Source organism: Paraburkholderia humisilvae, assembly GCF_902859855.1.
Classification (GTDB): Bacteria; Pseudomonadota; Gammaproteobacteria; order Burkholderiales; family Burkholderiaceae; genus Paraburkholderia; species Paraburkholderia humisilvae.
Map to the genome: position 1 here is coordinate 1 of NZ_CADIKH010000074.1, position 21990 is coordinate 21990.

At 59.8% G+C, this 21990-nt stretch carries 24 protein-coding genes and 3 pseudogenes; 9 read left to right on the plus strand and 18 right to left on the minus strand.

Annotated elements, in window-relative coordinates:
- From HV796_RS35435 to HV796_RS46005, 4 genes are all read left to right on the plus strand, one after another.
- Positions 1-506: hypothetical protein (locus tag HV796_RS35435; RefSeq protein ID WP_217478092.1), on the plus strand; the 506-nt coding region annotated here is incomplete at its 5' end.
- Between the two features lie 150 nt (positions 507-656).
- Complete coding sequence (locus tag HV796_RS35440; RefSeq protein ID WP_175232552.1) at positions 657-893, plus strand: type II toxin-antitoxin system ParD family antitoxin; 237 nt, start codon at positions 657-659, stop codon at positions 891-893.
- Positions 890-1225, plus strand: a complete 336-nt coding sequence (locus HV796_RS35445; protein WP_175232539.1) for a type II toxin-antitoxin system RelE/ParE family toxin — start codon at positions 890-892, stop codon at positions 1223-1225. The genes HV796_RS35440 and HV796_RS35445 overlap by 4 nt, the downstream gene beginning before the upstream one ends.
- Positions 1222-1431 carry a helix-turn-helix domain-containing protein gene (locus tag HV796_RS46005; RefSeq protein WP_217478093.1) on the plus strand — a complete coding sequence of 70 codons (210 nt, stop codon included), beginning with the start codon at positions 1222-1224 and terminating at the stop codon, positions 1429-1431. Before HV796_RS35445 ends, HV796_RS46005 begins: the two co-directional genes overlap by 4 nt.
- Before the next feature lie 100 nt (positions 1432-1531).
- Here HV796_RS46005 and HV796_RS44460 read toward each other — a convergent pair.
- The 3 genes and pseudogenes from HV796_RS44460 to HV796_RS35460 form a co-directional block, all read right to left on the minus strand.
- Positions 1532-1696, minus strand: a pseudogene (locus tag HV796_RS44460) (sensor histidine kinase); the annotation flags it as partial.
- A complete protein-coding gene (locus HV796_RS35455; protein ID WP_246356216.1) occupies positions 1650-2936 on the minus strand; it encodes an RNA-guided endonuclease InsQ/TnpB family protein in 1287 nt (428 codons plus the stop codon). The gene HV796_RS35455 and the pseudogene HV796_RS44460, both read right to left, overlap by 47 nt.
- A 141-nt stretch (positions 2937-3077) precedes the next feature.
- Entirely contained in the window at positions 3078-3308 is a 231-nt protein-coding gene (locus HV796_RS35460) for an IS4 family transposase (RefSeq protein WP_246356217.1), read from the minus strand.
- Between HV796_RS35460 and HV796_RS35465 the strand changes: the two genes are divergently transcribed.
- The gene (locus HV796_RS35465) at positions 3222-4154 is read left to right on the plus strand and encodes a sensor histidine kinase (RefSeq protein WP_246356218.1); all 933 of its coding nucleotides are present in this window, start codon (positions 3222-3224) and stop codon (positions 4152-4154) included. The genes HV796_RS35460 and HV796_RS35465 overlap by 87 nt on opposite strands.
- A gap of 101 nt (positions 4155-4255) precedes the next feature.
- On the opposite strand, the gene HV796_RS44465 is transcribed toward HV796_RS35465, so the two are convergent.
- From HV796_RS44465 to HV796_RS35500, 8 genes are all read right to left on the minus strand, one after another.
- On the minus strand, positions 4256-4633 hold the full coding sequence (locus HV796_RS44465; RefSeq protein ID WP_246356219.1) for a response regulator: 378 nt from the start codon (positions 4631-4633) through the stop codon (positions 4256-4258).
- Entirely contained in the window at positions 4630-8232 is a 3603-nt protein-coding gene (locus tag HV796_RS35470; RefSeq protein ID WP_246356220.1) for a CheR family methyltransferase, read from the minus strand. Before HV796_RS35470 ends, HV796_RS44465 begins: the two co-directional genes overlap by 4 nt.
- Positions 8233-8774: 542 nt before the next feature.
- Positions 8775-9032: a hypothetical protein gene (locus HV796_RS35475; protein ID WP_175232541.1), complete on the minus strand. Its 258-nt coding sequence runs from the start codon at positions 9030-9032 to the stop codon at positions 8775-8777.
- A 207-nt stretch (positions 9033-9239) separates the two neighbouring features.
- Positions 9240-9962, minus strand: a complete 723-nt coding sequence (locus tag HV796_RS35480) for a hypothetical protein (RefSeq protein ID WP_175232542.1) — start codon at positions 9960-9962, stop codon at positions 9240-9242.
- A gap of 462 nt (positions 9963-10424) precedes the next feature.
- The gene (locus HV796_RS35485; RefSeq protein ID WP_175232543.1) at positions 10425-10919 is read right to left on the minus strand and encodes a YciE/YciF ferroxidase family protein; all 495 of its coding nucleotides are present in this window, start codon (positions 10917-10919) and stop codon (positions 10425-10427) included.
- Between the two features lie 145 nt (positions 10920-11064).
- Positions 11065-11949 (minus strand): manganese catalase family protein, encoded by an 885-nt coding sequence (locus HV796_RS35490; RefSeq protein WP_175232544.1) that lies wholly within the window; start codon positions 11947-11949, stop codon positions 11065-11067.
- 420 nt (positions 11950-12369) lie between these two features.
- Complete coding sequence (locus HV796_RS35495; RefSeq protein WP_175232545.1) at positions 12370-12606, minus strand: hypothetical protein; 237 nt, start codon at positions 12604-12606, stop codon at positions 12370-12372.
- A gap of 204 nt (positions 12607-12810) precedes the next feature.
- On the minus strand, positions 12811-13071 hold the full coding sequence (locus HV796_RS35500; RefSeq protein ID WP_175232546.1) for a hypothetical protein: 261 nt from the start codon (positions 13069-13071) through the stop codon (positions 12811-12813).
- Positions 13072-14178: 1107 nt separating this feature from the next.
- Between HV796_RS35500 and HV796_RS35505 the strand changes: the two are divergent.
- Positions 14179-15271 (plus strand): annotated as a pseudogene (locus HV796_RS35505) (glycosyltransferase family 4 protein).
- 94 nt (positions 15272-15365) lie between these two features.
- On the opposite strand, the gene HV796_RS35510 reads toward HV796_RS35505, so the two are convergent.
- Entirely contained in the window at positions 15366-15827 is a 462-nt protein-coding gene (locus tag HV796_RS35510; protein WP_175232547.1) for an ester cyclase, read from the minus strand.
- Between the two features lie 53 nt (positions 15828-15880).
- Complete coding sequence (locus HV796_RS44470; protein ID WP_175232548.1) at positions 15881-16111, minus strand: hypothetical protein; 231 nt, start codon at positions 16109-16111, stop codon at positions 15881-15883.
- 1182 nt (positions 16112-17293) lie between these two features.
- Between HV796_RS44470 and HV796_RS35520 the strand changes: the two genes are divergently transcribed.
- Complete coding sequence (locus tag HV796_RS35520) at positions 17294-17599, plus strand: hypothetical protein (RefSeq protein WP_175232549.1); 306 nt, start codon at positions 17294-17296, stop codon at positions 17597-17599.
- A gap of 718 nt (positions 17600-18317) precedes the next feature.
- The gene (locus HV796_RS43525) at positions 18318-18515 is read left to right on the plus strand and encodes a hypothetical protein (protein WP_217478095.1); all 198 of its coding nucleotides are present in this window, start codon (positions 18318-18320) and stop codon (positions 18513-18515) included.
- A gap of 810 nt (positions 18516-19325) precedes the next feature.
- Here the strand turns inward: HV796_RS43525 and HV796_RS35525 are convergent.
- The 5 genes from HV796_RS35525 to HV796_RS35545 all read right to left on the minus strand — a co-directional run bounded on the left by HV796_RS35525 (position 19326) and on the right by HV796_RS35545 (position 21500).
- On the minus strand, positions 19326-19616 hold the full coding sequence (locus HV796_RS35525; RefSeq protein ID WP_343053059.1) for an ester cyclase: 291 nt from the start codon (positions 19614-19616) through the stop codon (positions 19326-19328).
- A gap of 507 nt (positions 19617-20123) precedes the next feature.
- Entirely contained in the window at positions 20124-20324 is a 201-nt protein-coding gene (locus HV796_RS35530) for a transcriptional regulator (protein WP_246356221.1), read from the minus strand.
- 59 nt (positions 20325-20383) lie between these two features.
- Entirely contained in the window at positions 20384-20815 is a 432-nt protein-coding gene (locus HV796_RS35535) for a HEPN domain-containing protein (protein ID WP_246356222.1), read from the minus strand.
- Positions 20809-21165: a nucleotidyltransferase domain-containing protein gene (locus HV796_RS35540; protein ID WP_175232551.1), complete on the minus strand. Its 357-nt coding sequence runs from the start codon at positions 21163-21165 to the stop codon at positions 20809-20811. Before HV796_RS35540 ends, HV796_RS35535 begins: the two co-directional genes overlap by 7 nt.
- Before the next feature lie 104 nt (positions 21166-21269).
- Positions 21270-21500: a hypothetical protein gene (locus HV796_RS35545; protein ID WP_246356223.1), complete on the minus strand. Its 231-nt coding sequence runs from the start codon at positions 21498-21500 to the stop codon at positions 21270-21272.
- On the opposite strand from HV796_RS35545, the pseudogene HV796_RS35550 reads away from it, so the two are divergent.
- Positions 21499-21990: pseudogene (locus tag HV796_RS35550) on the plus strand (transposase); the annotation flags it as partial. The gene HV796_RS35545 and the pseudogene HV796_RS35550 overlap by 2 nt on opposite strands.

Sequence of the window (21990 nt, forward strand, 5' to 3'; positions counted from 1 at the left end):
GATCACGCCGCACTCTTTCGATGACGGGAATTGTCATGCCCGACCAACGGCAAAATCTGCTGCATCTGCTACAGGAAGCCTATGCGCTGGCGCTGGATGTTGAACGCGCGCCAAGGCGGCTGGGCGGGCCGCAGTACGCCAGTCGTGTACCATTCGTCAACCCGATGGAAATCTCCGTCAAGGAAACGCTCGGCCAGCAACGATTGCTGATCGAGCGCCTGCGCAGAATCGATGGCGGCGGCGAAACGGTCCGAGCGATCAACGAGGATCTTCCCATAGGTGACCAGCATGCATTGGCAAGCGAACCGGACGGCGACGCGCCAGGCGAAATGGCACACGTCCATGCGCTGACACTCCAGGAAATCGACGTCTACTCGGCATGTATCGCAACGGCGGAATCCAACGGCTTTTTTGAAACCAGGTTCATCTGCGAGGCGATCCTGTTGCAAAAGTCCGCAATGGCAGCATGTCTCTCGCGGGACAATCCTCCGACCGCGCAAACGTGATCGGTTAGGCGAAGAAAGGGCTCTGTCAGATTGATCGGGAGGCGGCGGTAGAACGAAATCATGAAGAAGACGAAATCGCTTTATCGTGGCCACCGCGTTAGGCTGCAAAGGATTTGGCAAATTTTGCCAAAGGGTGATAGAGTGATTCCCATGGGCACGATGAACATTTCCCTCCCCGATTCGCTGAAGGAATACGTCGACGAGCAGGTCGACGAGTGCGGATACGGCACAAGCAGCGAGTACGTCCGCGAACTGATCCGCAAGGACCAGGACCGCAAGCGCCTGCGCGCGATTCTCCTACAAGGTGCGACGTCCGGCCTTACGGCCCCGGTCGACGCCGGCTACTTCGAAGCGTTGCGCGCACGTGTACGTACTTCGCGCAAATGAGCGGCAAGCCAGTCATCCCGACCCGGATGGCCGAGCAGGACGTAGAAAGCGAGGTAATTCATTACATCGTGGACGAAGGCTCGGAACAGGCCGCACTTGGGTTAGTTGCGGAGATCGAGAAAGCGTACAAACGACTCGCGAAGCATCCTACCGTCGGGTCACCGCGCTATGCGTATGAGCTGGACATACCGGGCCTTCGGTCGTGGCCGCTCGATCGCTATCCGCATCTGATCTTCTACATTGAGCGCGAAACGCACGTCGAAATCTGGCGCGTGCTAAACGGCAAGCGTGATATCCCTGCGTGGCTGACGAGCGACGATGAGCCGCATTGAAGGGCACCGCTCCCGAAACGCGAAAGCCCGCGACGCACACACTTCGCCGCGCTCGAGAGATGTTGGCGCATGAGTTGAGCAGTATTGCGGAGGTTGCGTATGCTGTCGGATTTTCGAGTCAGGCCCATATGACGAGCATCTTCACTCGACGACTTGGCGTCACCCCCGCGCAGATCCGGAAATCTGCTGCCCGCCTGAGCGTGTGACGCCACGATGCTCGCTAAGGAATCAGCTCAAAGACGTCAAGGTGGAGATAGCAGTTCGTTGTGTGCCCTCGCGAACCTCCAGGTTTTTTGATTACGGGCGCTATTTGCCACGAGCGAGGCGCACGGAGAACACTGTTTCCGTCTCGTCGGATCGCGCGCCAATCTCACCCCCATGGGCCCTGGCAATCTCGCGCGAGATATATAGCCCGAGCCCGAGACTACCGTCGGCATTTTCGCCTTGGTGGTTCGGGCCACGTTGTAGTGGTTGACATCCTCCGCGCCCTTAGGACGGGGATTCCTACGGGTTCGACAGCACCTTCGGTGGGTTCCTGCTTCGCCGGGTGGCCTGACCGCGCCATCCCTCCACAGGCAATCGCGGCATGCCCTGCCGCTAGCACATTGAGGGCGCCGACATGATCGGCATTCGCCTGGTGGCCACACGAGACGCAGGCGAACAGTGCCTGCGTCCTGCGATTGTCCTTCGACACATGGCCGCAACATGGACACGTACGGCTCGTGTTCTTCGGGTCTACCGCGACGAAGAAACCGCCGCGCCATGCCGTCTTGTATTCGAGCTGGCGGCGAAATTCGCCCCAGCCCTGATCGAGAATCGACCGGTTGAGGCCGGACTTCGCGCGGACATTGCGCCCCGGTGCCTCTGCCGTACCCTTCGCCGATCTGCTCATGTTGCTGATTTTCAGGTCTTCGACCGCAACCATTGCGTGGTTTTTGCTGATCGTGGTCGAAGCCTTGTGCAAAAAATCAGACCGCGCGTTTGCGATGCGCGCGTGAATCCGCTGGATACCCTTCGCCTTTTTCCAGTTGCTGCTGCCCCTGACCTTGCGAGCCATCCGGCGCTGATACTTCGCAAGCCGCTGCTCGTGCTTCCTGAAACTTGCGAGCGGCGCGATGAAACTGCCGTCGCTCATGGTCGCGAAGCGCGCCACGCCCACGTCGATACCGATTGCCGGGCCGCGTGGAACCGGCTGCCCGGCCTCGCGCTTCGTCAGGATTGACACGTGCCACTTGCCCGCGCGCAGCGACACGGTAGCGCTACGTACTTCGCCTGGAACGTCCCGGCTCTTGCGGTAGCGTAGCCAACCGAGCTTCGGGACCTTGATACGCCCGTTTCCGGCATCGACCGAAATCTGATTCTTATCGGGGAACAGGAAGCTGTCGCCCGCGCCCTTGCGCTTGAACTGCGGGAACGACGCGCGGCCTTCGAAGAAGTTTCTGAATGCCACTTCGAGGTGCTTCGGCGCATGCTGCTGCGTATGGACCGGGCCATCCTTCAGCCACGGTGTATCAGTGCTGTTGCGCCATTGCGTGAGGTGCTTCGCCATGCCGACATACCCGACGAACTTCTGCCCCGCGGCGTGATTCTCTTTCTGGAACGCCAGCGCCCTGTTATAGACGAACCGGCACGCGCCCGCGAACTGGCGCATCCTGCGCACCTGCTCGCCGGTCGGCATGAGTTCGAATCTGAAGGCTTGAAGGATTTCCACGGTGGATCGCACGATAGCGTGAAATCGTTTGGTTTGAAACCGGTTCTGCGGGTGTCATTTACACGCGACATGCCCAGGAAGGAAGGCTACGCCGTCCGCGCTATCCTTCCCGCCCCTCAAGGGCTGAGCTTTACCCACAACTTATGGACCTGAGTTAAAGATGCGGAACATCTCGGTGATTTCGTGCAAGACGAGGAAGCCTCGCCAGATGACGGTAGCGCCGGGTGGTGGATCATGACGGCGATTCAGGTAGCCGCCCAAGGTGGCAATCCATCGTATCGCCTGGTGCAGAGACGGCACCGTGTCCGGCGGCCAGGTGGTTCGATGTACGCGGCAATACAGGGCTTGCAATTCGACGGGTTGAAGGACCACTTCACAAGGCGGGTCACCGACGCGGGCCCGGCAAAGGTATCGGAACCGCGCGTGGTGCGGATGTTCGAGGTCTTCGCCAGCCTGATCGCGATGCAGCTGGACAACGAGATGCGTCAATGGTCGACTGAAGACCAACTGACCACCGAACGGGAAAACGCGGCGCTGCGGGAGCAGTTCATCGCGGTCCTCGGGCATGACCTGCGCAATCCGCTGTCTGCCGTCAACGCGACTGCGGAGTTGCTGGTCAGGCGGCAGTCGGATCCTGACCTGGTGATTGCGGGACAACGTCTGAAGCGCACGGTTGCCAGGATGACGGGGCTGATTGACGATGTGATGGATTTTGCAAGGGGCAGACTTGGCGGTGGTATTGCCCTGTCTCTTCAACCGATTACCGACCTCAGTACTCGTTGGCAGGCAGTCATCGACGAGCTCAGAGATGCCAATCCCGGGCGGCGAATTGTTTGCGATATCGCGAACGTCTCCCCCGTGCGCGGCGATCCCGGCTGGCTGCAACAGCTGCTCTCCAATCTCCTCGGGAATGCGCTCGTACACGGAGCGGAAGATACCGCGGTTATCGTGTACGTCATCAACGACGCTGCACAGGTAGTCCTGACGGTCTCGAATGACGGGAATCCGATTCCAGAGCATCTGCAGCGCAGGGTGTTCGAGCCTTACTGGAGACCACCATCGAGCGCCCCGGGCGGCGGACTTGGACTTGGTTTGTTCATCTGCAAGCAGATCGTCGAAGCTCATTCCGGCACGCTGGATGTCTGCTCAACCGCTGAGCGGGGGACATGTTTCACCGTCCGGATTCCGTTCATGTTGCACTCGGCGAACCCAATCTGACATTGCGTGCCGGTAAGGAGTGGTCTTGATGGCAAAGCCCAGGGCGCCCGGCGGTGCATAGCATCGAAGCTACCCGCTTCACCGTGCCGGGAATTCTGCCATCACGTCCGGGCATTCATCAGCCGGGCCAGTTCTTCGGGACTCACCGGCTTCGTCAGGTGATGATCGAAACCTGCTTCAGCGGAGCGGATGCGATCAGCTGGCAGACCATATCCGGTGACCGCTACGAGTGTCACATGGTGACCGTCTGCAGATGCGCGCAGTTGCCGTGCGACCTCATAACCATTCACGTCGGGCAAACCAATGTCCAGCAGGACGACATTTGGCTTGAAGTGCGCAACCGCAGCGATGCCTGAAATCCCGTCGGTACGTGTTTCGACTTCGTGCCCCCTGATTGTCAGGAGCGTCGCGAGCGCTTCTGATGCGTCAGCGTTGTCATCGATGATAAGAATCCGTGCGGGAGCGCAGGCGGTCGTCAACGCGTCTGCATCGCTGCCGTTCGCGGCACGGGGGGCGAGCCAACCGGCAGGTCGACGATGAACTCGCTGCCTGTCGTGCCGTCGCTGATCGCCCTGACCGAGCCGCCATGCAACTCCACCAGGCGCTTGACCACGGACAGTCCCACTCCTAGTCCGCTGTTCCGCTGGCCGCCGGATGTCGGCCCCTGAACGAACATGTCAAACAGGCTCCCGAGCATCGCGGGCGGGATACCGCGCCCGTTATCCTTGATGCTGAGCGACAGCCGATCCGCCGCGACGGACGCACGCACCGTGATCGATCCACCAGGCGCAGTGAACTTCGCCGCATTGATGACGATGTTCTCGATAACCTGCGACAGGCGGGTTGGATCCGCATACAGGAATACGGGCTCGCCCGGAAGCAGGAGAGACAGGCTGTGCTTCCGTTCATCGACAATGGGCTGGCAGACCTCGATCGCGCTCTGGAGAACCGTCTGTAGCGTGACGGCCTGCCGGTTCAGTTCGATACTGCCGCTCGTGATGCGCGCGATATCAAGCATGTCATTCACAAGCTGCATCATGGCTTTGCCCTGTCGCTTCACGACACCGGCAGCCCATGTTTTTTTCGACTCTCCGACCGCTTTCGACGTGAGCAGGTCTGCGGCCGACACGAGCGCGGCAAGCGGATTGCGCAGCTCGTGGCCAAGCATCGCGAGAAACTCGTTCTTTCGTCGGTCGGCCAGTGCAAGTTGCTCTGCCCGCTCACGAAGATAGGCATTGCTCATGCTGCGCTCGGTGAGGTCGCGCTCTGTCGACGCCACTCCCACAACGTTTCCACCGTCATCCCTCAGGATCGACATCGTGAGCCAGATGTCTACCACGCGCCCATCTTTGGCGACTCGCCGTGTCTCGTACGAATGCAAGGCTTCCTTGTGTAACGCCTGCTGGATGAAGTCGAGATGGTCCTGTCTGGCGCCAGGCGGCACCAGGTCGGAGACTGACATCCGGAGGGCCTCCGCCTCGCTGTATCCGTATATCGTGGTGGCGGACCTGTTCCACGCGAGGAAACGACCGGTCCGGTCGAATACCGTGACGGCATCGTTCGAATCCTGAACGACTGCTGCAAGATGTCGGGCGCGCTCGTCCGAACGTTTAACGTGAGTGATGTCCGTCCATGTGAGGACAGCGCCGGCGGACGGTTTGCCACGAACCGCTACGTAGGGAGTGATGCGACGGATATACCATTGCCCGGTAGCGGTTTCGATTTCCCTCTCTGCATGGGCGGTCTCGCCGGAAAGCACCTGCTCCATGTCTGGCATCAGCGCATCGCCCAGCGGCGCGCCGAGCACATTCGCAATGGCGCGCCCCGTATCGGCAGGCGCGAGGCCGAAGATCCTGCCGGCGCTGGGCGTAAATCGCTTGATGAAGCCCTGCTGGTCGAGAAGCAGGGTTGCGATTTCGGTGCTGGCGAGAAGATTCGTTACGTCCTCGCTCAGCGCCCCCAGCTCGTCAATTTTCTGTTCGAGTTGCGAATTTACCTGGTTTAACTGCTCGTTGACTGCCTGCAGCTCTTCTTTCGACGTCTCAAGCTCTTCGTTGGCCGAGCGCAACTCCTCGTTCATCGACAGGATCTCTTCATTCGAAACCCGTAATTCGCTGTTACTTTCCTCCAGTTCCTCAATTGTGCTACCGAGAGCTGCCTGCGTTGTGCGAAGCTCGCCTTCGAGGTGCCAGAGGTCGGAGTCAACACCCACGGGGACGGACACGATAGGGCGGTCGACGGCGGGCAGGCGCGCAAAGATAACAAGCAACGACTTGCCGAAGTGCGTCGTATCGAAAGGCCGCGTCACGGTGATCCTGATGGCAGGCGCATCTGCGTTCGACACAATTTCGCTGACGGGTGCGGCTGAGTCGCTGCCGGTCGCCCGACGCAATGCGATTCTGAGCTTCAGGCGCAGTCCTTCGCGCGCCATGTCGAGAATATTACCGGTCGGCTCGCCCGCAGGCTGCCGGAGATACTCATCGGGGGAGCCGCTCACGTACAGGACCTGGTGGGCCGGATTGACCAGCACGGACGCGGCGTGATGCTCGGCGAGCAAGGTCGCGTTGACCAGTTCCGCGTATCCTTTGTTTCTGGCGCCCGCGCGGCTGGCCGGCTGGAATTCCTCGCGGCGAACCGCGCGCGCCGGGAAGTTGTGACCGGAGATGCCGCGGGCGGCGACCGGACTGCGCTGGTATATGCGCCACGCCTTGGATATCTCCTCGAACTGGACGGAATCCGGATCGGTGCTCTCCGAACGGCCGAGAAACAAATACCGCTTCGGGTTCAGCGAAAAGTGGAACAGCTCGAACACGCGTTGCTGCGCTTCGGGCTCGAGGTAAATCAGCAGGTTCCGGCAACTGATGAGGTCGACCCGGGAGAATGGCGGATCCGCAATCAGGTTCTGTGGCGTGAAGAGAATCGTCTCGCGCAGGTCCTGCCGGATCTGGTATCCGTCGTCGTGCGCCTGGAAAAACCGCCGGAGACGTGTTTCGCCAAGCGGCAGTGCAACGCCCGCAGCATAGACACCCGTGCGGGCCCGTGCCAGCGCTGCGCGATTGACGTCGGACGCAAGGATCATGAACTTGCGCGATGCCTTGCGCCTCTCGATCTCTTCGCTGAGCAATATGGCCATCGAGTACGCTTCCTCGCCAGTTGCGCACCCCGGCACCCACACGCGCAGCGGCTGGTCACCTTCGGGCTCCGCAAGCAGGCTGGCAAGGACACGCTCGGAGAGCACCTGCCAGGCTTCCGGGTCACGGAAAAATTCCGTCACGCCGATCATCATGTCGAGGCTTAGCGCCTCTGCTTCTTCAGCCTGATTTCTGAGTATGTTGCAATAGGCGTCGAGACTGCTTACCCGATTCACGGCCATACGGCGGGCAATGCGACGTTCCAGTGTGCCCCGCTTGTAGCCCCTGAATTCTGAACCCGCGGCGGCCAGCGCTCTGAGCACCGGTTCGAGATCGGGCGAATGCCCGTCAGCATCGGATTCGGGCAAGTTCGCGTTCTTCGAACCGTCGATGTAGTCGATCAGCGCCGCCGCCATCTGCTCGACAGGCAGCACATAGTCGACCAGTCCTGTGGCTATGGCCAGCCTCGGCATCGTGCTGTGCTCTGCCGTTTCAGGATCCTGAGCCATCACCATGCCGCCCTCGGCCTTGATCGCGCGCAAACCCGCCGAACCATCGGCATTGGCCCCGGTGAGCACGATCCCGATTGCGCGTTCGCGCTGGTCGGCTGCCAGTGACGCGAACAGCCGGTCTATCGGCATCGGGATGTCGGGCCGCCCCACAGCGGGCGCCAATCGGAATACGCCCCGGGAAACCGTTACTGAGACTCTGGGCGGAATGACATAGACGTGCGCGCCGACGATCGGTGCATTGTCTTCGATGGCCGATACCGCAAACGACGTGGCTCCCGCGAGCAATTCGGCCAGGTGGCTTTCGGAGTCCGGCGACAGATGAACCACGACCACAAAAGCGGTGTCGTGCGGCACCCCGGACGCTGCCGCGAAGAACCTGGAGAGCGCATGCACTGCGCCGGCAGACCCGCCAATGGCAACGATACGCGCGGCCACAGGTTGTGTTCGTGCGAATGTGGGGCTGCTTGAATCATTCATGTGGAGGCGTGGTGTGCGTTGTTCATATCAGTGTAACGGTTGCGGAAAACGTTGCCCGCGGATTTGTTATCACAATGGGTGCGGCCTGCGTCCAAGGCCCGGCTTTAGGTGAATGCACGACAGCGTTTGCGGACCACTCATCCCGTCGACCGCCCGCCGGATCCTGTGGCGACCGGCGGTCAATCGCCGCTGGTATGACCTTCGCGCCCGCGAATCGCCGTCCGGTATGTCTCCCGCAGGCGCAGCGCGGCTTGCAATCCGCATAATTTGTGCGTAAGCGCGCCTGATCGTGAACTCGACACGCGGCTTCATACACCTCATTTCAGCCTGCCAGAACGCGTTGCGATTCCGGGTTGACGGACATGGGTGGATCGGCAGGATACCGGGCACGAGCACATCGCCGACGTGTAAGGAACGCGCATTCAGCATGAGCAGCATGCGCGCAGGCTGGTTGCACCAGGATGAGTTCGAATCCGACGGGCAGCATCATGACATCCTCTTTACACGACAGCCACAGCGTTCAAGGTGCGGTGCTCGTGTCCTGTCATGTGCTCCGGCCCCAACGAGCGCCCACATGCCGGGCACGATGGCGTGGTCTCGGAAAAGAGGACGTCGAGCCCGTCGTACCGTCCGTTGTGCAACAGTCCTCGCAGCGTCGCCAGATACCAGTGCGATCGGGAATCGTGGTATGTACTTTCGACGATCGAGCCCTGATGTCCGCGCGGACAGGTGACATGGGTAAACGTCCGCAATGCCATGATTCTCTCCATCGGCGCCCCGTCCGCCGCTAATCTGCGCGAATTCCCCATGCATTCTTCGTGATCTGGTGTCCTTGCGGACAGCAGTGCCATCCTCGCCAGGACAAACATGGCAGGCACGGCATGTTCCGACGTTTCGTGCACCCCACGACCGATACGCCGTCAGCGTTAACTGCTGCCGGAACGGCAGACGGCCGAGAAAGCATTTCAAGGAACGGTGCGGCCTGGAATCGCCCCGCGACTTGCATCGCGCCGAAGCGCGGCGTTATCTGTCGACACGCCAGCGGCTTCCTCGAACGGGGGCTGGTGGCGAAAACCCGCATGTCCTGAAACGATAGCGATGATCGCGCCGACGATGAGCGCCGCAAACGAGAACCAGGAGGCACGCGCTACATTGCGTGCCCCGGTATCAGCTGCCTGACGTGCGTCGGCCTGCGCTTGCGGACTTGATGCTTCGGCAGTGGCAGACGCAATTGCGCCCTGGACCCGTTGTGTCAATGTGCTTGCCGTCGTATCTGCCGCTCCCGACCGATCCATCGTCGCGCCGACGACGGTTGCCCCGCTCGATGCCAGGCCTCCGGCGACACTCACAGCGCTGCCAATAAGAGATGTGGCTCCATAGATGACCATCAGAACCATGACCGCCCAGGCCAGCAGCCCGTGCAACCATCCCAGCATGGGCGCGCATCGGCCCGCGAAGTAGGAGCCAACAAACACCGCGATAACCGTCATCACGATCAGATATGCGCCTGAGCTAAAGCCGAATCCCTGCAAGGGATTGGGCCGCGACAGAGGCGCGAGCGCGGACATGCCAATCGCCGCCCCGAGCACGCTCAGGATGAGGTAAGTGACGAGCGAGAGAATGACGCCCGTGATCACGGAGCCCCACGACACACGAGGGAGTCCGCTTTGGGTAGCCAGGAGCTTCATGATTAGGTCCTCATTCGTTTGAAGTCCATAAGATTGAGCACAAGTATTCTTGCGTTCAACACACGCGAGCGCAACCGCTGTACCCGACACCAGAGGCGAAACCAGCTGTTAGACGCGGATTCTGCCCCGGACGTCGGGGTTGCATGTTGTCGACAACGCAACAGGATCTGCGCAAAACGCAGATGGCGATTGCAACGCGGGGCTCAGCGACGCGCGAGTACGCGTATACGGCAGTTGGGAACGTCGCGGTTCGCCGGTCCCAACGGAGAGATAATCTCCTCCGGGAGGGCCGCTTTTCCGGCTTGCGTTCCACCACCGTTCATCTCCAGCCGCTGATTGAGAGCAGAACTGCACCTGGCCAGACCAGCACCTGATAGGTGACCATCCACTCTTTCAAAGCGGATCCGCAAAATGGGCACGCGCTGCACAGCCGTACGTGGCGCGCGCCTGCATCGAGCCGGTTCATTTGCCTAGCGCTTCGGCTGCAACCTCCTCCTCGGCGAGGAGCGACAGCTTCTCGTCCGTGGCTTTCTCTTCGTTCAGTGTCTGCAGCAGAAGGGTGACCGCATGCGTTTCTCCCAGCTGCTTCGCAAGAGCGATGATCGATCCATATGCGGCGATTTCATAATGCTCGACCTTTTGTGCCGCCCCAATCAGCCCTGCGTCCAGAACGGGCCCGCGCTCGATCTCATCGATCAGCTCCTGGCCCTCCTCGACAAGGCCTTCCATGGCGACGCATTTGATCCGCTTGAGACGGATCCCGCATGATTCGACAACCTGGTCGATCCGTTCAATCTGGCCCCGCGTTTCCTCGAGATGTGTCATGAAGGCAGCGCTCAGATCGGAATTGGTTGCTGCGCGGGCAAGCTTCGGCAGCGACTTTGTCATCTGCTTCTCGGCGCTGTATATGTCGGATAGCGAATGGATAAACAGATCGCTGATGGTTCTGGTGGTCATGGCTAACTCCGTGAATAAATGAAATCCGTGAGAATGATGTTCGTGAATGTCGCGCCGGAGACGCTAGTGCTTTACACCGTTCGTCGCCGACCTCGCGCCGGTCGACAAACGCCTCCGTTTTCAAGGAAAACGGCGGAAATTCCGGTCACCGTACGTCGTCGGAAAGCGCCTCTGCACTGCCGAGTTCCGCGCCCGTCATCGGATCGCTTTGCGGATCCGACTGAAGGCGCGCGGTCATCGCGGACAGCGACGTTTTCTCGGCAGAATCGAGGTTGACCCAGGCGTTGCCGTCCCCGCCATCGACCGCCGGCTCGCCGTCCTTCATCGTGAGCCCGGTACCGCTGTTCCAGGGCGCGCCAACCATCTCTCCGCCGTGCGACATCTTGAAATAGGTACTCGCGAATTCGGGCATCGGTGCCAGCTTGCCCGAGGGGAAATTCGGCGAGATCGCATACAGCGCTTTTTCGAACGATTTCTGGTGGGCCACTTCGCGGGTCATCAGAAAGCCCAGCGCATCGCGGATACCCGGATCGTCTGTGACGTTGATCAACCGCTCGTAGAGGATTTTCGCGCGTGCCTCCGCCGCGATGTTCGAGCGCAGATCAGCCGTCGGCTCGCCGATCGTGTCAATGTACGCGGCCGTCCACGGGACGCCTCCTGAATTGGTCAACGCGGGGCCACCGCCGTGAAGGAGCTGGGTGACGTGGCTATCATTGCCTGCAGCGTTAAGCTTGCGGTACAACTCCGCCTGCTCATCCACTGCTTCAGCAAGTTCGCCTTTCGCGCCGCGATTCAACATCGCCACGATCGAGCCGATGATCTCGAGGTGGCTGAGTTCCTCGGTCGCAATGTCGTACAGCATGTCCTTGCGGCCCGGATCTTCCTCGGCGACCGCCTGGGTGAAATAGCGCATCGCAGCGGCAAGCTCGCCCTGCGGACCGCCGAACTGCTCGAGCATCAGGTTTGCAAGACCGGGATTGGTCGCGCCTACGCGCACCGTGTACTGCAGCAGCCTGTTGTGCATGAACATGAGAATCTCCGTTTCAGTGAATGCCCGCAACACAGCGCATGGGATATGCCTGAGCGGACGCTTTTCTACCTTCGAAATAGCCACGCTGCGCGCAATCAGACGACCTCGCGAAGCGCCCGGACCTCCACGTCCTCGCAACAGGCAAGACAGTCATGGCGCGAGACGAATCAAGCGAGCGGGGGGAAGCGCGTCTATCAGGCGACCGCGTCCATGAAATTTTTCCACCCAAATCGCGCCGCGCGCGACAGCGACGCAGCACGTAGGGCCGGTTCGAACGCAGTGACGCCTGTGCGCATGCTCTGCATGACTGTCGAATACAGCATTCAAGCTCGCTCTTTTGAAGGTGCATTGCGCGATCGGAAACACCGGGTCTGCCGTTTTCTACATCGCTTGCCGGCAATACTGTCGCCAAGGCAGCAGTTATCCTTGCCTGCGCTTCTCGCCTTCATGCGCCGTGAACGCGCAGTCTGCGAAGGTGTGCGCTCGTCGCTCGGCGAAGCCCAGGGCTTCTTCCGGCGACACGAAGTCCAGTGGCTCGGAAAAGCTGGCAATGACATTCGCGGGAACAAAATGACCTTCCTCATGAAGGAACCAGGTAACGTTATAGCGTCGGTCCACTCTATTAAGGGTAACGGCCTTAATCTCAGTGATGCGCACGAGGACCCCCGAGCCCGCGGTATGGCTGACAATTGTGGTCTTGCATGTCTCCTCCTCGAAGTCCGGCGGCGGACCCCACGCTTTCGCAATAGAAGCTAGCTCCACAGGGAACCGTGGACGAGTGGTCCGTTGACGGCCGTCCGGTCAGCTTCAGGTTCAGGTGCACTCGGCTCGATTTCGCCAGTGCGCAATCAGCGACGCGTTCTACGTTTTCTTGGTCTCGGCGGCGTCAGCGCCGCTGTCCAGAAATTCGCTGCTTCCCGTTTCGCGGCTGATGCGACTCGCGCTCGTGCAGAGCCAATCGCGGCATGAGTACCGCTCAGCCATATGCTCAAAAAAGGATTTATCTTCGTCCATGGATTTTTCATGACGGGTCACCTTCTGGAAACCAAAAATTCGTTGAATTGATCGAATCCCGTACCCGCCGACACTTGACGAAGTGAGACTGTGCTTCTTGTTGCGCAATACGTGTTCCAGAAGGGACAGAAGCGCGTAGGAGTACGTGCCGAATGTATGTCCGTGAACCCCATGTGTTCCCTGGAATCCCCGGCCGCGAATTCGGAATAACCGTGAGCGCGATCATCCTGGTCAACACAGAGGTGACGCGCAAAGAGAGCGGCTACCCACAGCCACTGAAGGAGGCGAAAGGCGGTAGCATTCCCGAAACGCCCGTCAAGCCGGAGGTAGTGGAGCGCTCGCGCAGAAAACACCACCCGGCGTTCCGTGGATCGACCCCAGCGATATGGCGCCAACTTACGTGTATCTTGCATCGGACGACGCGCGCATGATGACTGGCGCGGAGTTGATGTCGCCGGCGGCGACAGCGCGCGAACGCGGCATGAAAGTCACTCCGACGCGTGAGGCCGTGCCGATGCTTATCGAAGTAGTCGGCCCAGCCCCAGTCTGTCTTTCACCGACCGTTAATAAACACAATGAGGGCTCATCACAACGCTAACGCGCAGTCGCATTCTGCGCGTTCACCTTTACCGGTGATCCGTCGTCGTCAAAGGGCGAAGCAGGAATAAAGCTGCGAATTGCACCGGGTGGAGCGGCCTTTTACCGGCGACCCTTCGCAAAGGCGGGCGAAAAGCCAAGCTGCAGGCCTACAAGGGCCACAGCAGGCAACGCGCCACCGGAGCGCGGGCGCGGGTCACACGACAACTGCGGCAAGCAGTCGGGCACGCTGGTTGCGGTACTTCGTGCGCGGGCACGGCACGCGGAGGCAACCAGGGATTGGGTCGAGGGCACTGCGGAGACCGCAAAAGGGCAAAGTGAATGAGGCTGTCGGCCGCTCAACTCGCGAGAGGAACCCGGAAGCCAGGGCGATGTCACAGACGCACGTCGAAGGACGGAGGAAGGCAAGCGACGTCAGGAACGCCGCCAAGACTACGAACCAAAGCCCGTCTGACGAAAAGATACGGGCAATCAAGACTAGGGACGTGACGACATCATAGGATGCGTGGCACGACATGAACGAACGAGGACGAATGCCATCTCATTGCCTTCAAGGCCCGGGACCTGTCGCCCCCTTACCCGCGCAATCTGCGCGAAGCGTTTGAACGGGGGCGAAGCATGCGTATTGCGCAGGTCGCGCCTTTGCACGAAGCAGTTCCGCCCAAGCTCTATGGCGGCACGGAACGCGTGGTGTCGTACCTTACCGAGGCGCTGGTTAATATGGGGCACGACGTCACCCTTTTTGCAAGCGGCGACTCGCGAACAAGCGCGCGTCTTGAGGCCGCGTGGCCACGCTCCCTGCGACTCGATACGGGGACTGGGGATATCCTTGCGCCGCATCTACTCATGCTCGAGAAGGTCCGACGCGTAGCGCACCTGTTTGACGTCCTGCACTTCCACCTGAGTTATCTTCCGTTCCCGACTTTCTCGCTGGTCGATACTCGCTGGTCGATACTCGCTGGTCGATATCCCTTTCCTGACAACGCTACACGGGCGCCTCGACCTGCCGGAGCTTCAGCCGGTGTTCAGCATGTTCCCGCAGGCTCCCGTCGTCTCGATTTCCAGTTCGCAACGGATTCCATTACCGAACGCGAATTGGCTCGGTACCGTCTATCACGGCCTGTCGGAAAAACTGCTGACACCTCGGCCGCAAACGCAGCCGACCTATCTGGCGTTCCTCGGCCGGATCTCTGCTGAAAAGCGTGTCGACCTCGCCATCGAGATCGCTGCCCGGGCCGGCCTGCCCCTGAAAATTGCCGCGAAGGTGGACAAGGCCGACGAAGCGTACTTTCTGGATGTGATCCAGCCGCTGCTGTCGAGGGCGGACGTCGAATTCGTCGGCGAGATCGATGATGCGCAAAAATCCGAATTTCTCGCGGGCGCGCGAGCATTACTGTTCCCGATTGACTGGTCCGAGCCGTTTGGCCTGGTGATGATCGAAGCGATGCCATGCGGCACGCCCGTCATTGCGTTCAACCGGGGCTCGGTGCCGGAGATAATTTCCCACGGCGTGACCGGCTATATCGTCGATGACGTGCCCGCCGCTGTCGACGCCGTGACGCGACTCGACACGCTTGCCCGTGCCGAAATTCGTGCGGCGTTCGTGCGGGGCTTCACGTCGATGATCATGGCGCAGCATTACGTGAACATCTATGCAGCGCTCGCCCACGAAGCGAAGCCTTCGGCATTACGGCAGGTCGCCGTCAGCTGACCGTAACGGACGTTCCAGAAGAAAGTTGCCTACGGCGCCGTCGATACTCGGTCTCGGGAACGGCTACTTGGCACTGTAAATACCGGATTGGGGTTCACAATTGCGCTTCTATGGTCATCTTGTCCGTGACTGACCATATTTGCTGAATCTTTTCGCCATTGAACAGGTAGAAAGCATTTTCCGAAAAAGAGATCCTCGTCCCGCGTACGACGGGTAGCCGGAGGAACGTATCGCGAGGCGTGCAGTTGAAGACGAGCCGCGTTGCGACGAGCGGTGGCGAGGCGATCAGCGTGCCGATCTCAACGTAGAGGTCGGGTATTTCATCGCAACACGCCTTCAGCATGCGGTGGTAACCCTCCAGGTGAAGCGGCCGAGGCCCAGCTGGGGCAGCTGGAGAAAATGCGCGGTCATCGCGGAAGCTCTGTCGCCTTCTCTGTGCCACAACGTCAGCTTCGAAATCGCGTAATAAAATATAAAACGGCCTTTCCGCAGGTGGGTCCAATGGGATCGGTCTTCGAATGCGAAGCGCCAGCTTCGGATAGCTGCGTGACGACATGCTTTGTCCGATGAGCGTCAATTGCAGATGCAGACTGTCCCTCGTGGGCACGATCAGGCATGCCGAAGCTTGCCCGGCGGCCCGGGCATTGGCTCGTCATCTACGAAGGCGGCACCGCAACGGACGGCAAAAGCGAAGGCCGACTGCCGGTTCGCAAAATAACCGAGATCGCCCAGGGAAGTGGCTTCCCCATCCTTCTCGAGAATGGAAACACGCGCGACAAAGGCATGGCCAGTTTTTGTAACCGATGGCTGGATCGCAACTCCGTGGTGGTAAAAGAGCACGTCCTCTCCGATTTATCTGCCCGTACTTACGCTGGTCATGGCGTTACATGCATAGCATGTTGCCTTCAGCGCGTGCGTCGCCATTGTGAGCGGGTGCCACTGTGCGGTCAGTACGGTATTTCCGCAGCACTCCGCAGCGGCTCATCGAAACACCGGTTTGCGATGAACTGGCCAAAGGTCCCGCGCCCATAACGATATGCTGGCCGAGCATCTTCACAATTGGTTATCGGTTGCCGGCATCAAAAACCGACACCGATGCCGACACCGCCTCCGACGCTACCTCCACCGAAACTGCCGCCGCCGCCGCCGATCCCTATGCTTGTGCGTGGCGCGTTATAGCCGGGATCATCTCCGTGTGTCCGGTATCCGTAATCGTTCGGCTGGACAGCAACACAGCCGGCAACACCAGCCGCCCAAGCCAAGGTGCCAAATAACCTTGAGCCACGCACGCATCTACCGGGCTGGAGGCTTCCGTCGCCGTCTCACCGGCGACGTCCATAGCCGCGTCCCGCTAGCCCGCGTATATCGACGTCGCGAGAGTGTCAGCAACCCGTCTCGAGACGCAGCCTAGCTACCGTACCAGTTTGCTCTGTTGCTTACCCAGCATAACGGGGAGACCGCGAAGCCTCGCATGCTGACGCGCTACGATCAATCGGTTTTTTCGTTGTGCCAGTATCAGACGCGGGAGCGCCCGTCCCTCCCTTCTTCATCTGTTTATGTGACGTGCTACCCGACTTGTTCATGGTTAACGCACTGGACGCCCGAGACACCGACCCGGTGTCGCCGCCGGCATTGGGCGTACCCATACCGGTGCCACCCTGGCCGCCCGCGGCGCCTGACACGGCAGCGCAGGTCGGGGGCTCCCGCATACATGTTGCCCAGATGCCGATTTGTCGACACCGCCGAGCGTGCCAGGATATCTTTGTCACTCCTTAACTCAGGCATGACTTGTGCGCAAACGCCTGCTATGGCACGCCGCACAACCGGCAACGGAGTCTGCAAGACCCCGAATCGCCCTCTTAATGCCGAAAAGCCAGTAAGCAAAAGGCACCGAAAAGTGCGACGTACTCTGCGACGCGTCAGCCGCTGTCCGGCGCGTCAGGCGGCGAGCCTAAGAGCGCACCGCGTTATTGAAGGCAGTTGGCGACGAAGAAAGGGTATCTTACTGGGAGATGGTTCCGAATGAAAAACGTGCGAAAAATCAGCCCGTCTGAGCGGCGCCTGGCGGAAACGGTCTACCACGTTGAACTCAGTCGCGGTGCGTCGATAATTGCGAGCACCTTATCGCGGGTAACCGCGGAAACGGCTTTGAATGAAGTCGTGTCGGAATTTGTAGCACTGCACGGCACCGGAAATATCGACCTATTTAGTGAACTGCTACGAGAAAGGCTTACCCAGAAGGGAAGAACTGACCTCGCGACCGAACTGTTTCGAACGCGTGAGGTCACCGTCAGTACGTCACTCGGCAAGCGTCGCGTTAGCCAATAAGAACTCCGAGCTGCCTTCAGCCAACGACGTTGCCGGCGAAATGGATTCCCCATTAAAGGACGCGGTCCACGAATGCGCCAGATGCCTCGCACGATAACGATCGCAGCCAACCCTCCGACCTTGACCCGTCGGCGCCGCTCACCGGCAACGCACCAGTTGCAGGGCTGCAAATTTGCTATCCCGACGGGGGCGCCGCCGCGATACCCTACGGGTCGTCGGCCGCAAGAGTGGGTCGCGTCTTGACCGATCTTCATCGCGTCGATGTGCGGTCGATTTCACCGGACATCGACTACCCATTCGGGCGCGTGTCATCAGCCGTTCCGCAAGAATTGCGCTCCGGTTGACAAGAAGACCGAGGAGACCGCAGCCGCCTATCTGCGCGCGATGCTCCTGCCACACGTCGTACGCCACTCGGAAGAAAGCTTGGGCGGTGAAAGACAAAACGTCGAGGGGACTACAGCGCGGGCTGATGAAGAATGGGCAAAAGCAGCCAGTTAGTCCTCGCAGTAAGTAACTATCGCAGAGCCAATCTTCAGATAAAAAGTGCTCTATCAACGATGTGTCCCGCATGCATTATTTTCATCGTGTGACTTCCCACATTTCGGGTAGCATTTGGGCTCTCGCTGCGGAGCGGGACAATTTAAAAGTTCGCATAACTACTGAATATGGCGATCGCTTCAGGCGACGTTTAAATCAGACTTATACGGAAGTTCATACGATGCTAACGCCTCACGAATGCGCAGTCCTGATGCTGATCCGGTCTGCGCCCGAACAGATCGACCTTGACCGCACAGAACTTGACACCCTAATGGAGCGCCAGCTCGTCACACTAGAACGGCTGGCCTCCGGAGCCCAGCGCCCCCGCCTGACCGAGGGTGGCGATTCACTGCTGTGGGCCATTGCCCGAAAGCAGTAAAACCATCTGGAATGACCGCTTGCACGACAGGCAATGCGCGAAAGCGATTGCCGCCGGCACTCTGCGTCTCTCGCAGGTCTGTCATTGTGCGACAACCGCCCAAACGAGGTGACAATGGAAGCAAGCCTGGCAGCCGTGGTGACTGGTTCAACGGTCCTCCTGTTCGCGACCGTCTTCGTGGCCGCATACTACCGGCGTGAATATCGACGGGCGCGGATGCTGCGACAGATGGCTGGTTGGGGCTGGCACCGATACTGACAGCATTGGCGGAGTCGCTAGTCCTCGCGTTCCAAGAACCCGTTCAGGAACGAAATTGGCGCCGCGAGCGCGTCCAGAGCCGCTACTGATTCAGCGGATGGGGCGTACATCGACGATTATCGTGCGGACGCGCTCGGCTTCGTTCCAGTGCCTGGCGAACGGCGCGATTGATGGTACCGTACTCTTCGGGCGTTGCCCTGGTCGCCAATCACGATGCGGCTCCCTGGCGACACCCTACCCGTGGCCTTACAGACTTCACCGCGCCGCGCATTCTGCCGAAGCGCCGTCTGCGTGTTGCTGTGAAGCAAATCCTTTTCCGCAAGGCGCGCTGCGAGGATAGGACGGGAGCAGGCCACGGATGGCTAAATAGCACTGCGCGCTGCGAGGCCGCGACGCTTCACTAGCCAGCAGAGAGGGGGCCTCGTCTATCTCGTGCGGACCACGCGGCTGCCTAGGGGCAACACATGCCGTCGAGAACGATGGGTGGCCGATCTGGCTCAAGGCCGAGGGCACAATTAAGCATTGCCCACGGTCGTCCGCGTCGAAATGGGTTCACAGCTGCGCTTCTATGGCCATCTTGTCCATGACTGACCATATTTGCTGGATCTTTTCTCCATTGAACAAGTAAAAAGCATTTTCGGAGAATGAGATCCTCTTCCCACGTACGGGCAGCCCGAGGAATACATCGTTAGGCGCGCAGTTGAAGACGACCCGGCTTGCGACGAACGGTGGCGAGGCAATCAGTGTGTTGACCTCAAAATAGAGGTCGGGTATTTCATCACAGTACGCCTTCAGCATGCTGAGGTAGCCCGCAAGGCGAAGCGGTTTGTCGTTGTACTGCACTGCACGTCATGGGCCACAAAGTGATGAAGGCTCGACCAGTCCTGCCGGTTAAGACAGGCGATAAAGCCCAAGTATATTTCCGACAGGTTTGGCGCAGCTGTCGCAACCGCGCCCGAAGCTCTCTTAGGAAGAAACGCGCGCATAGTACGTCCCCCTGTCTCCCAGGCGCCGTTGATGATAGATACCAAGACGGAACAGCGTTGCTGGCAGCGTTAACGCAGACCGCCCCGGACCAATAAAAGCCGGCGGAATGTCGGCACGAAGCCTTCTGGCCAACCCAGGTAAAGCTCATTGTGACCGGTTGCCATCCGGTGCTACCCATTTTGCTACTCGCCCATATCAGCGGGCGCGGCTTGCCATTGAACGCAACCTCGGGCCGCAGAAGGGCTTCTGCGAGAACGCTGCCATTCGCCGAGAGGTAATCTGACAGCATCAGTTTTCCTGTACTCGACTCGGGCGAGCCGCGCTGTCTAACATAGCTCTATTTTATATACTCAATGAGTATAGTCAAACACTTTCTTTGTGGTGCTGCAAAATCTCCCGAATGAACTTCCATGCCATTTCAGGCATCGCGCGAAACTCCCTGGAGTCGCTGGGCAGAAGCCAGTTATCCAACCCACGCTTCTTTGCGCCTATGCGTTCTGCAAACTGCTCGCGCGTCATGCCCATCGTGTCCATTGCCTGACGCAGAAAGTCCTGCTGCGTCATCGGTGTGCTCTTTCTCACCGCGCCATCCTCTTTCGACGTATCAACGTATTCATTCAGTTTTACGGGCGAGGCCGTCGCGGGCTTTTGTCAGCCGGTTCCGGCGCATCAATCTGGAACCCGGCCCGTATCGCCTGAATGAACATGCGCGACTGCTCAACGACCCACGCTGCCAACTCCATGTCCACGCCGTCGCCGGTATAGTCGGCCACCTGGCGGATTTCCTGAGCACGGTTCAGTGCGCGGCCCCATTCAGGCTGCACCCGACCGGTCTTGACCAGGTGCAGGCCGAACGCCGCAATCACACCGTTGTGTGTTCGCACGACATTTGGATCGACCGGTGCTCCGGACGCGAGTAACGCCGCGCGGGCAGCATCGAACATGGCGTAATAGGCACGGTTGCATGCTCCGTTAATGTCACCATCATCGAGCAGCAAAGCCGCCGAGGATGATGCGCGACGGGCCTTAGTCAACAGGTCGTGAACGCTTACCACAGGCGAACTCCGTCACTTTCGATATTGCGCAATAGCGCGGGATTGGAATACGACTCAGGGTGCGCCCATTCGTCTTCCCATACGGGAAGGGGCTGCACCCTGATTCCCGTTTCCAGCAACACATCGAACGCCATGTCGGCCATCATCAACTTGGCCGCCATGAACTGGCCGCGTGGCCCCGGCAGGACAACCGCAATATCGGCGTCACTGTCCGGGCGAAATTCCCCTTTCGCGCGACTACCAAAAAGGATCGCCCCTTTAACGGGAAAGGCCTTGGCGGCTCTGTCCAGAAAGGCAAATGCCGTCTGCTTTGTACCGGCGTCGATAGGGTGTTCGGTCAGGGTGTGCATGCGCGGTGGCCTCACGGCTAATCTACTCAATGAGTATTCTATATCACGATGACCATCGGCGCGCAACGGCAACCATCTGTATATCGGCCACGGACACGAAATCTTCACTCCCAATCCAAGCGATCGAACGTCGCCAACGCCTCAAGCTGCTCTCGTACCGTGACGTCCAGATAGGGTGAGACGTGATCGAGGATGAGAATGCCCGAGCAATAACTGAACGGTGTCCAGCGAGTGTCCTTGCGCGACCAAGCGGCTTGCGAAGGTTCGGCGGCCACTATGCCCGATCTACCATTCGCGATGCCTGGAGTGGACTCGGATAACGACAGTGCGTTCATGAACCAGAGCGTCCTCGACTACTGCAAGGGCCGCGGTCTTGTGCAGACACGCTCGAGGGCCTACAAGAAGAACGATCAGGCTTGGGTGGAACAGAAGAACGGCGCCGTCGTGCGGCGGCTGGTCGGTTATGGCCGGCTGAGCGGTGTCGATGCCAGGAACGCGCTGGCGCAGCTGTACGCGTCATCGCGGCTATACATTAACTTCTTCCAGCCTTCGTTCAAGCTGAAGTCCAGGACGCGTGACGGCGCTCGCGTACACAAGGTCTACTTAGCACCGGCGACGCCGTGCGATCGGCTTCTGGCACACGACAGCGTCGAACCTGCTATCAAAGAGAAACTGAAGGTACAGTTCAAAGGCCTCGACCCTGTGCGGCTGCTCCAGGAGATGCGAATGGCTCAGCAGACATTGAGCGAGTTCGCGGCCCACGGCGTGCGTGCTGAAGCAGCGCCGGCGGGCGAATCAGACGTTGCCGTCTTCCTCGCCAGCCTT

What these genes read in the sequence shown, in the direction of transcription:
- HV796_RS35440 (WP_175232552.1), top strand. Translation starts at nt 657, where the DNA reads ATGGGCACGATGAACATTTCCCTCCCCGATTCGCTGAAGGAATACGTC.
- HV796_RS35445 (WP_175232539.1), top strand. Translation starts at nt 890, where the DNA reads ATGAGCGGCAAGCCAGTCATCCCGACCCGGATGGCCGAGCAGGACGTA.
- HV796_RS35475 (WP_175232541.1), bottom strand. Translation starts at nt 9,032, where the DNA reads ATGGCATTGCGGACGTTTACCCATGTCACCTGTCCGCGCGGACATCAG.
- HV796_RS35480 (WP_175232542.1), bottom strand. Translation starts at nt 9,962, where the DNA reads ATGAAGCTCCTGGCTACCCAAAGCGGACTCCCTCGTGTGTCGTGGGGC.
- HV796_RS35485 (WP_175232543.1), bottom strand. Translation starts at nt 10,919, where the DNA reads ATGACCACCAGAACCATCAGCGATCTGTTTATCCATTCGCTATCCGAC.
- HV796_RS35490 (WP_175232544.1), bottom strand. Translation starts at nt 11,949, where the DNA reads ATGTTCATGCACAACAGGCTGCTGCAGTACACGGTGCGCGTAGGCGCG.
- HV796_RS35510 (WP_175232547.1), bottom strand. Translation starts at nt 15,827, where the DNA reads ATGTCGTCACGCAGCTATCCGAAGCTGGCGCTTCGCATTCGAAGACCG.
- HV796_RS35520 (WP_175232549.1), top strand. Translation starts at nt 17,294, where the DNA reads ATGAAAAACGTGCGAAAAATCAGCCCGTCTGAGCGGCGCCTGGCGGAA.
- HV796_RS43525 (WP_217478095.1), top strand. Translation starts at nt 18,318, where the DNA reads ATGCTAACGCCTCACGAATGCGCAGTCCTGATGCTGATCCGGTCTGCG.
- HV796_RS35530 (WP_246356221.1), bottom strand. Translation starts at nt 20,324, where the DNA reads ATGACGCAGCAGGACTTTCTGCGTCAGGCAATGGACACGATGGGCATG.
- HV796_RS35540 (WP_175232551.1), bottom strand. Translation starts at nt 21,165, where the DNA reads ATGCACACCCTGACCGAACACCCTATCGACGCCGGTACAAAGCAGACG.
- HV796_RS35545 (WP_246356223.1), bottom strand. Translation starts at nt 21,500, where the DNA reads ATGAACGCACTGTCGTTATCCGAGTCCACTCCAGGCATCGCGAATGGT.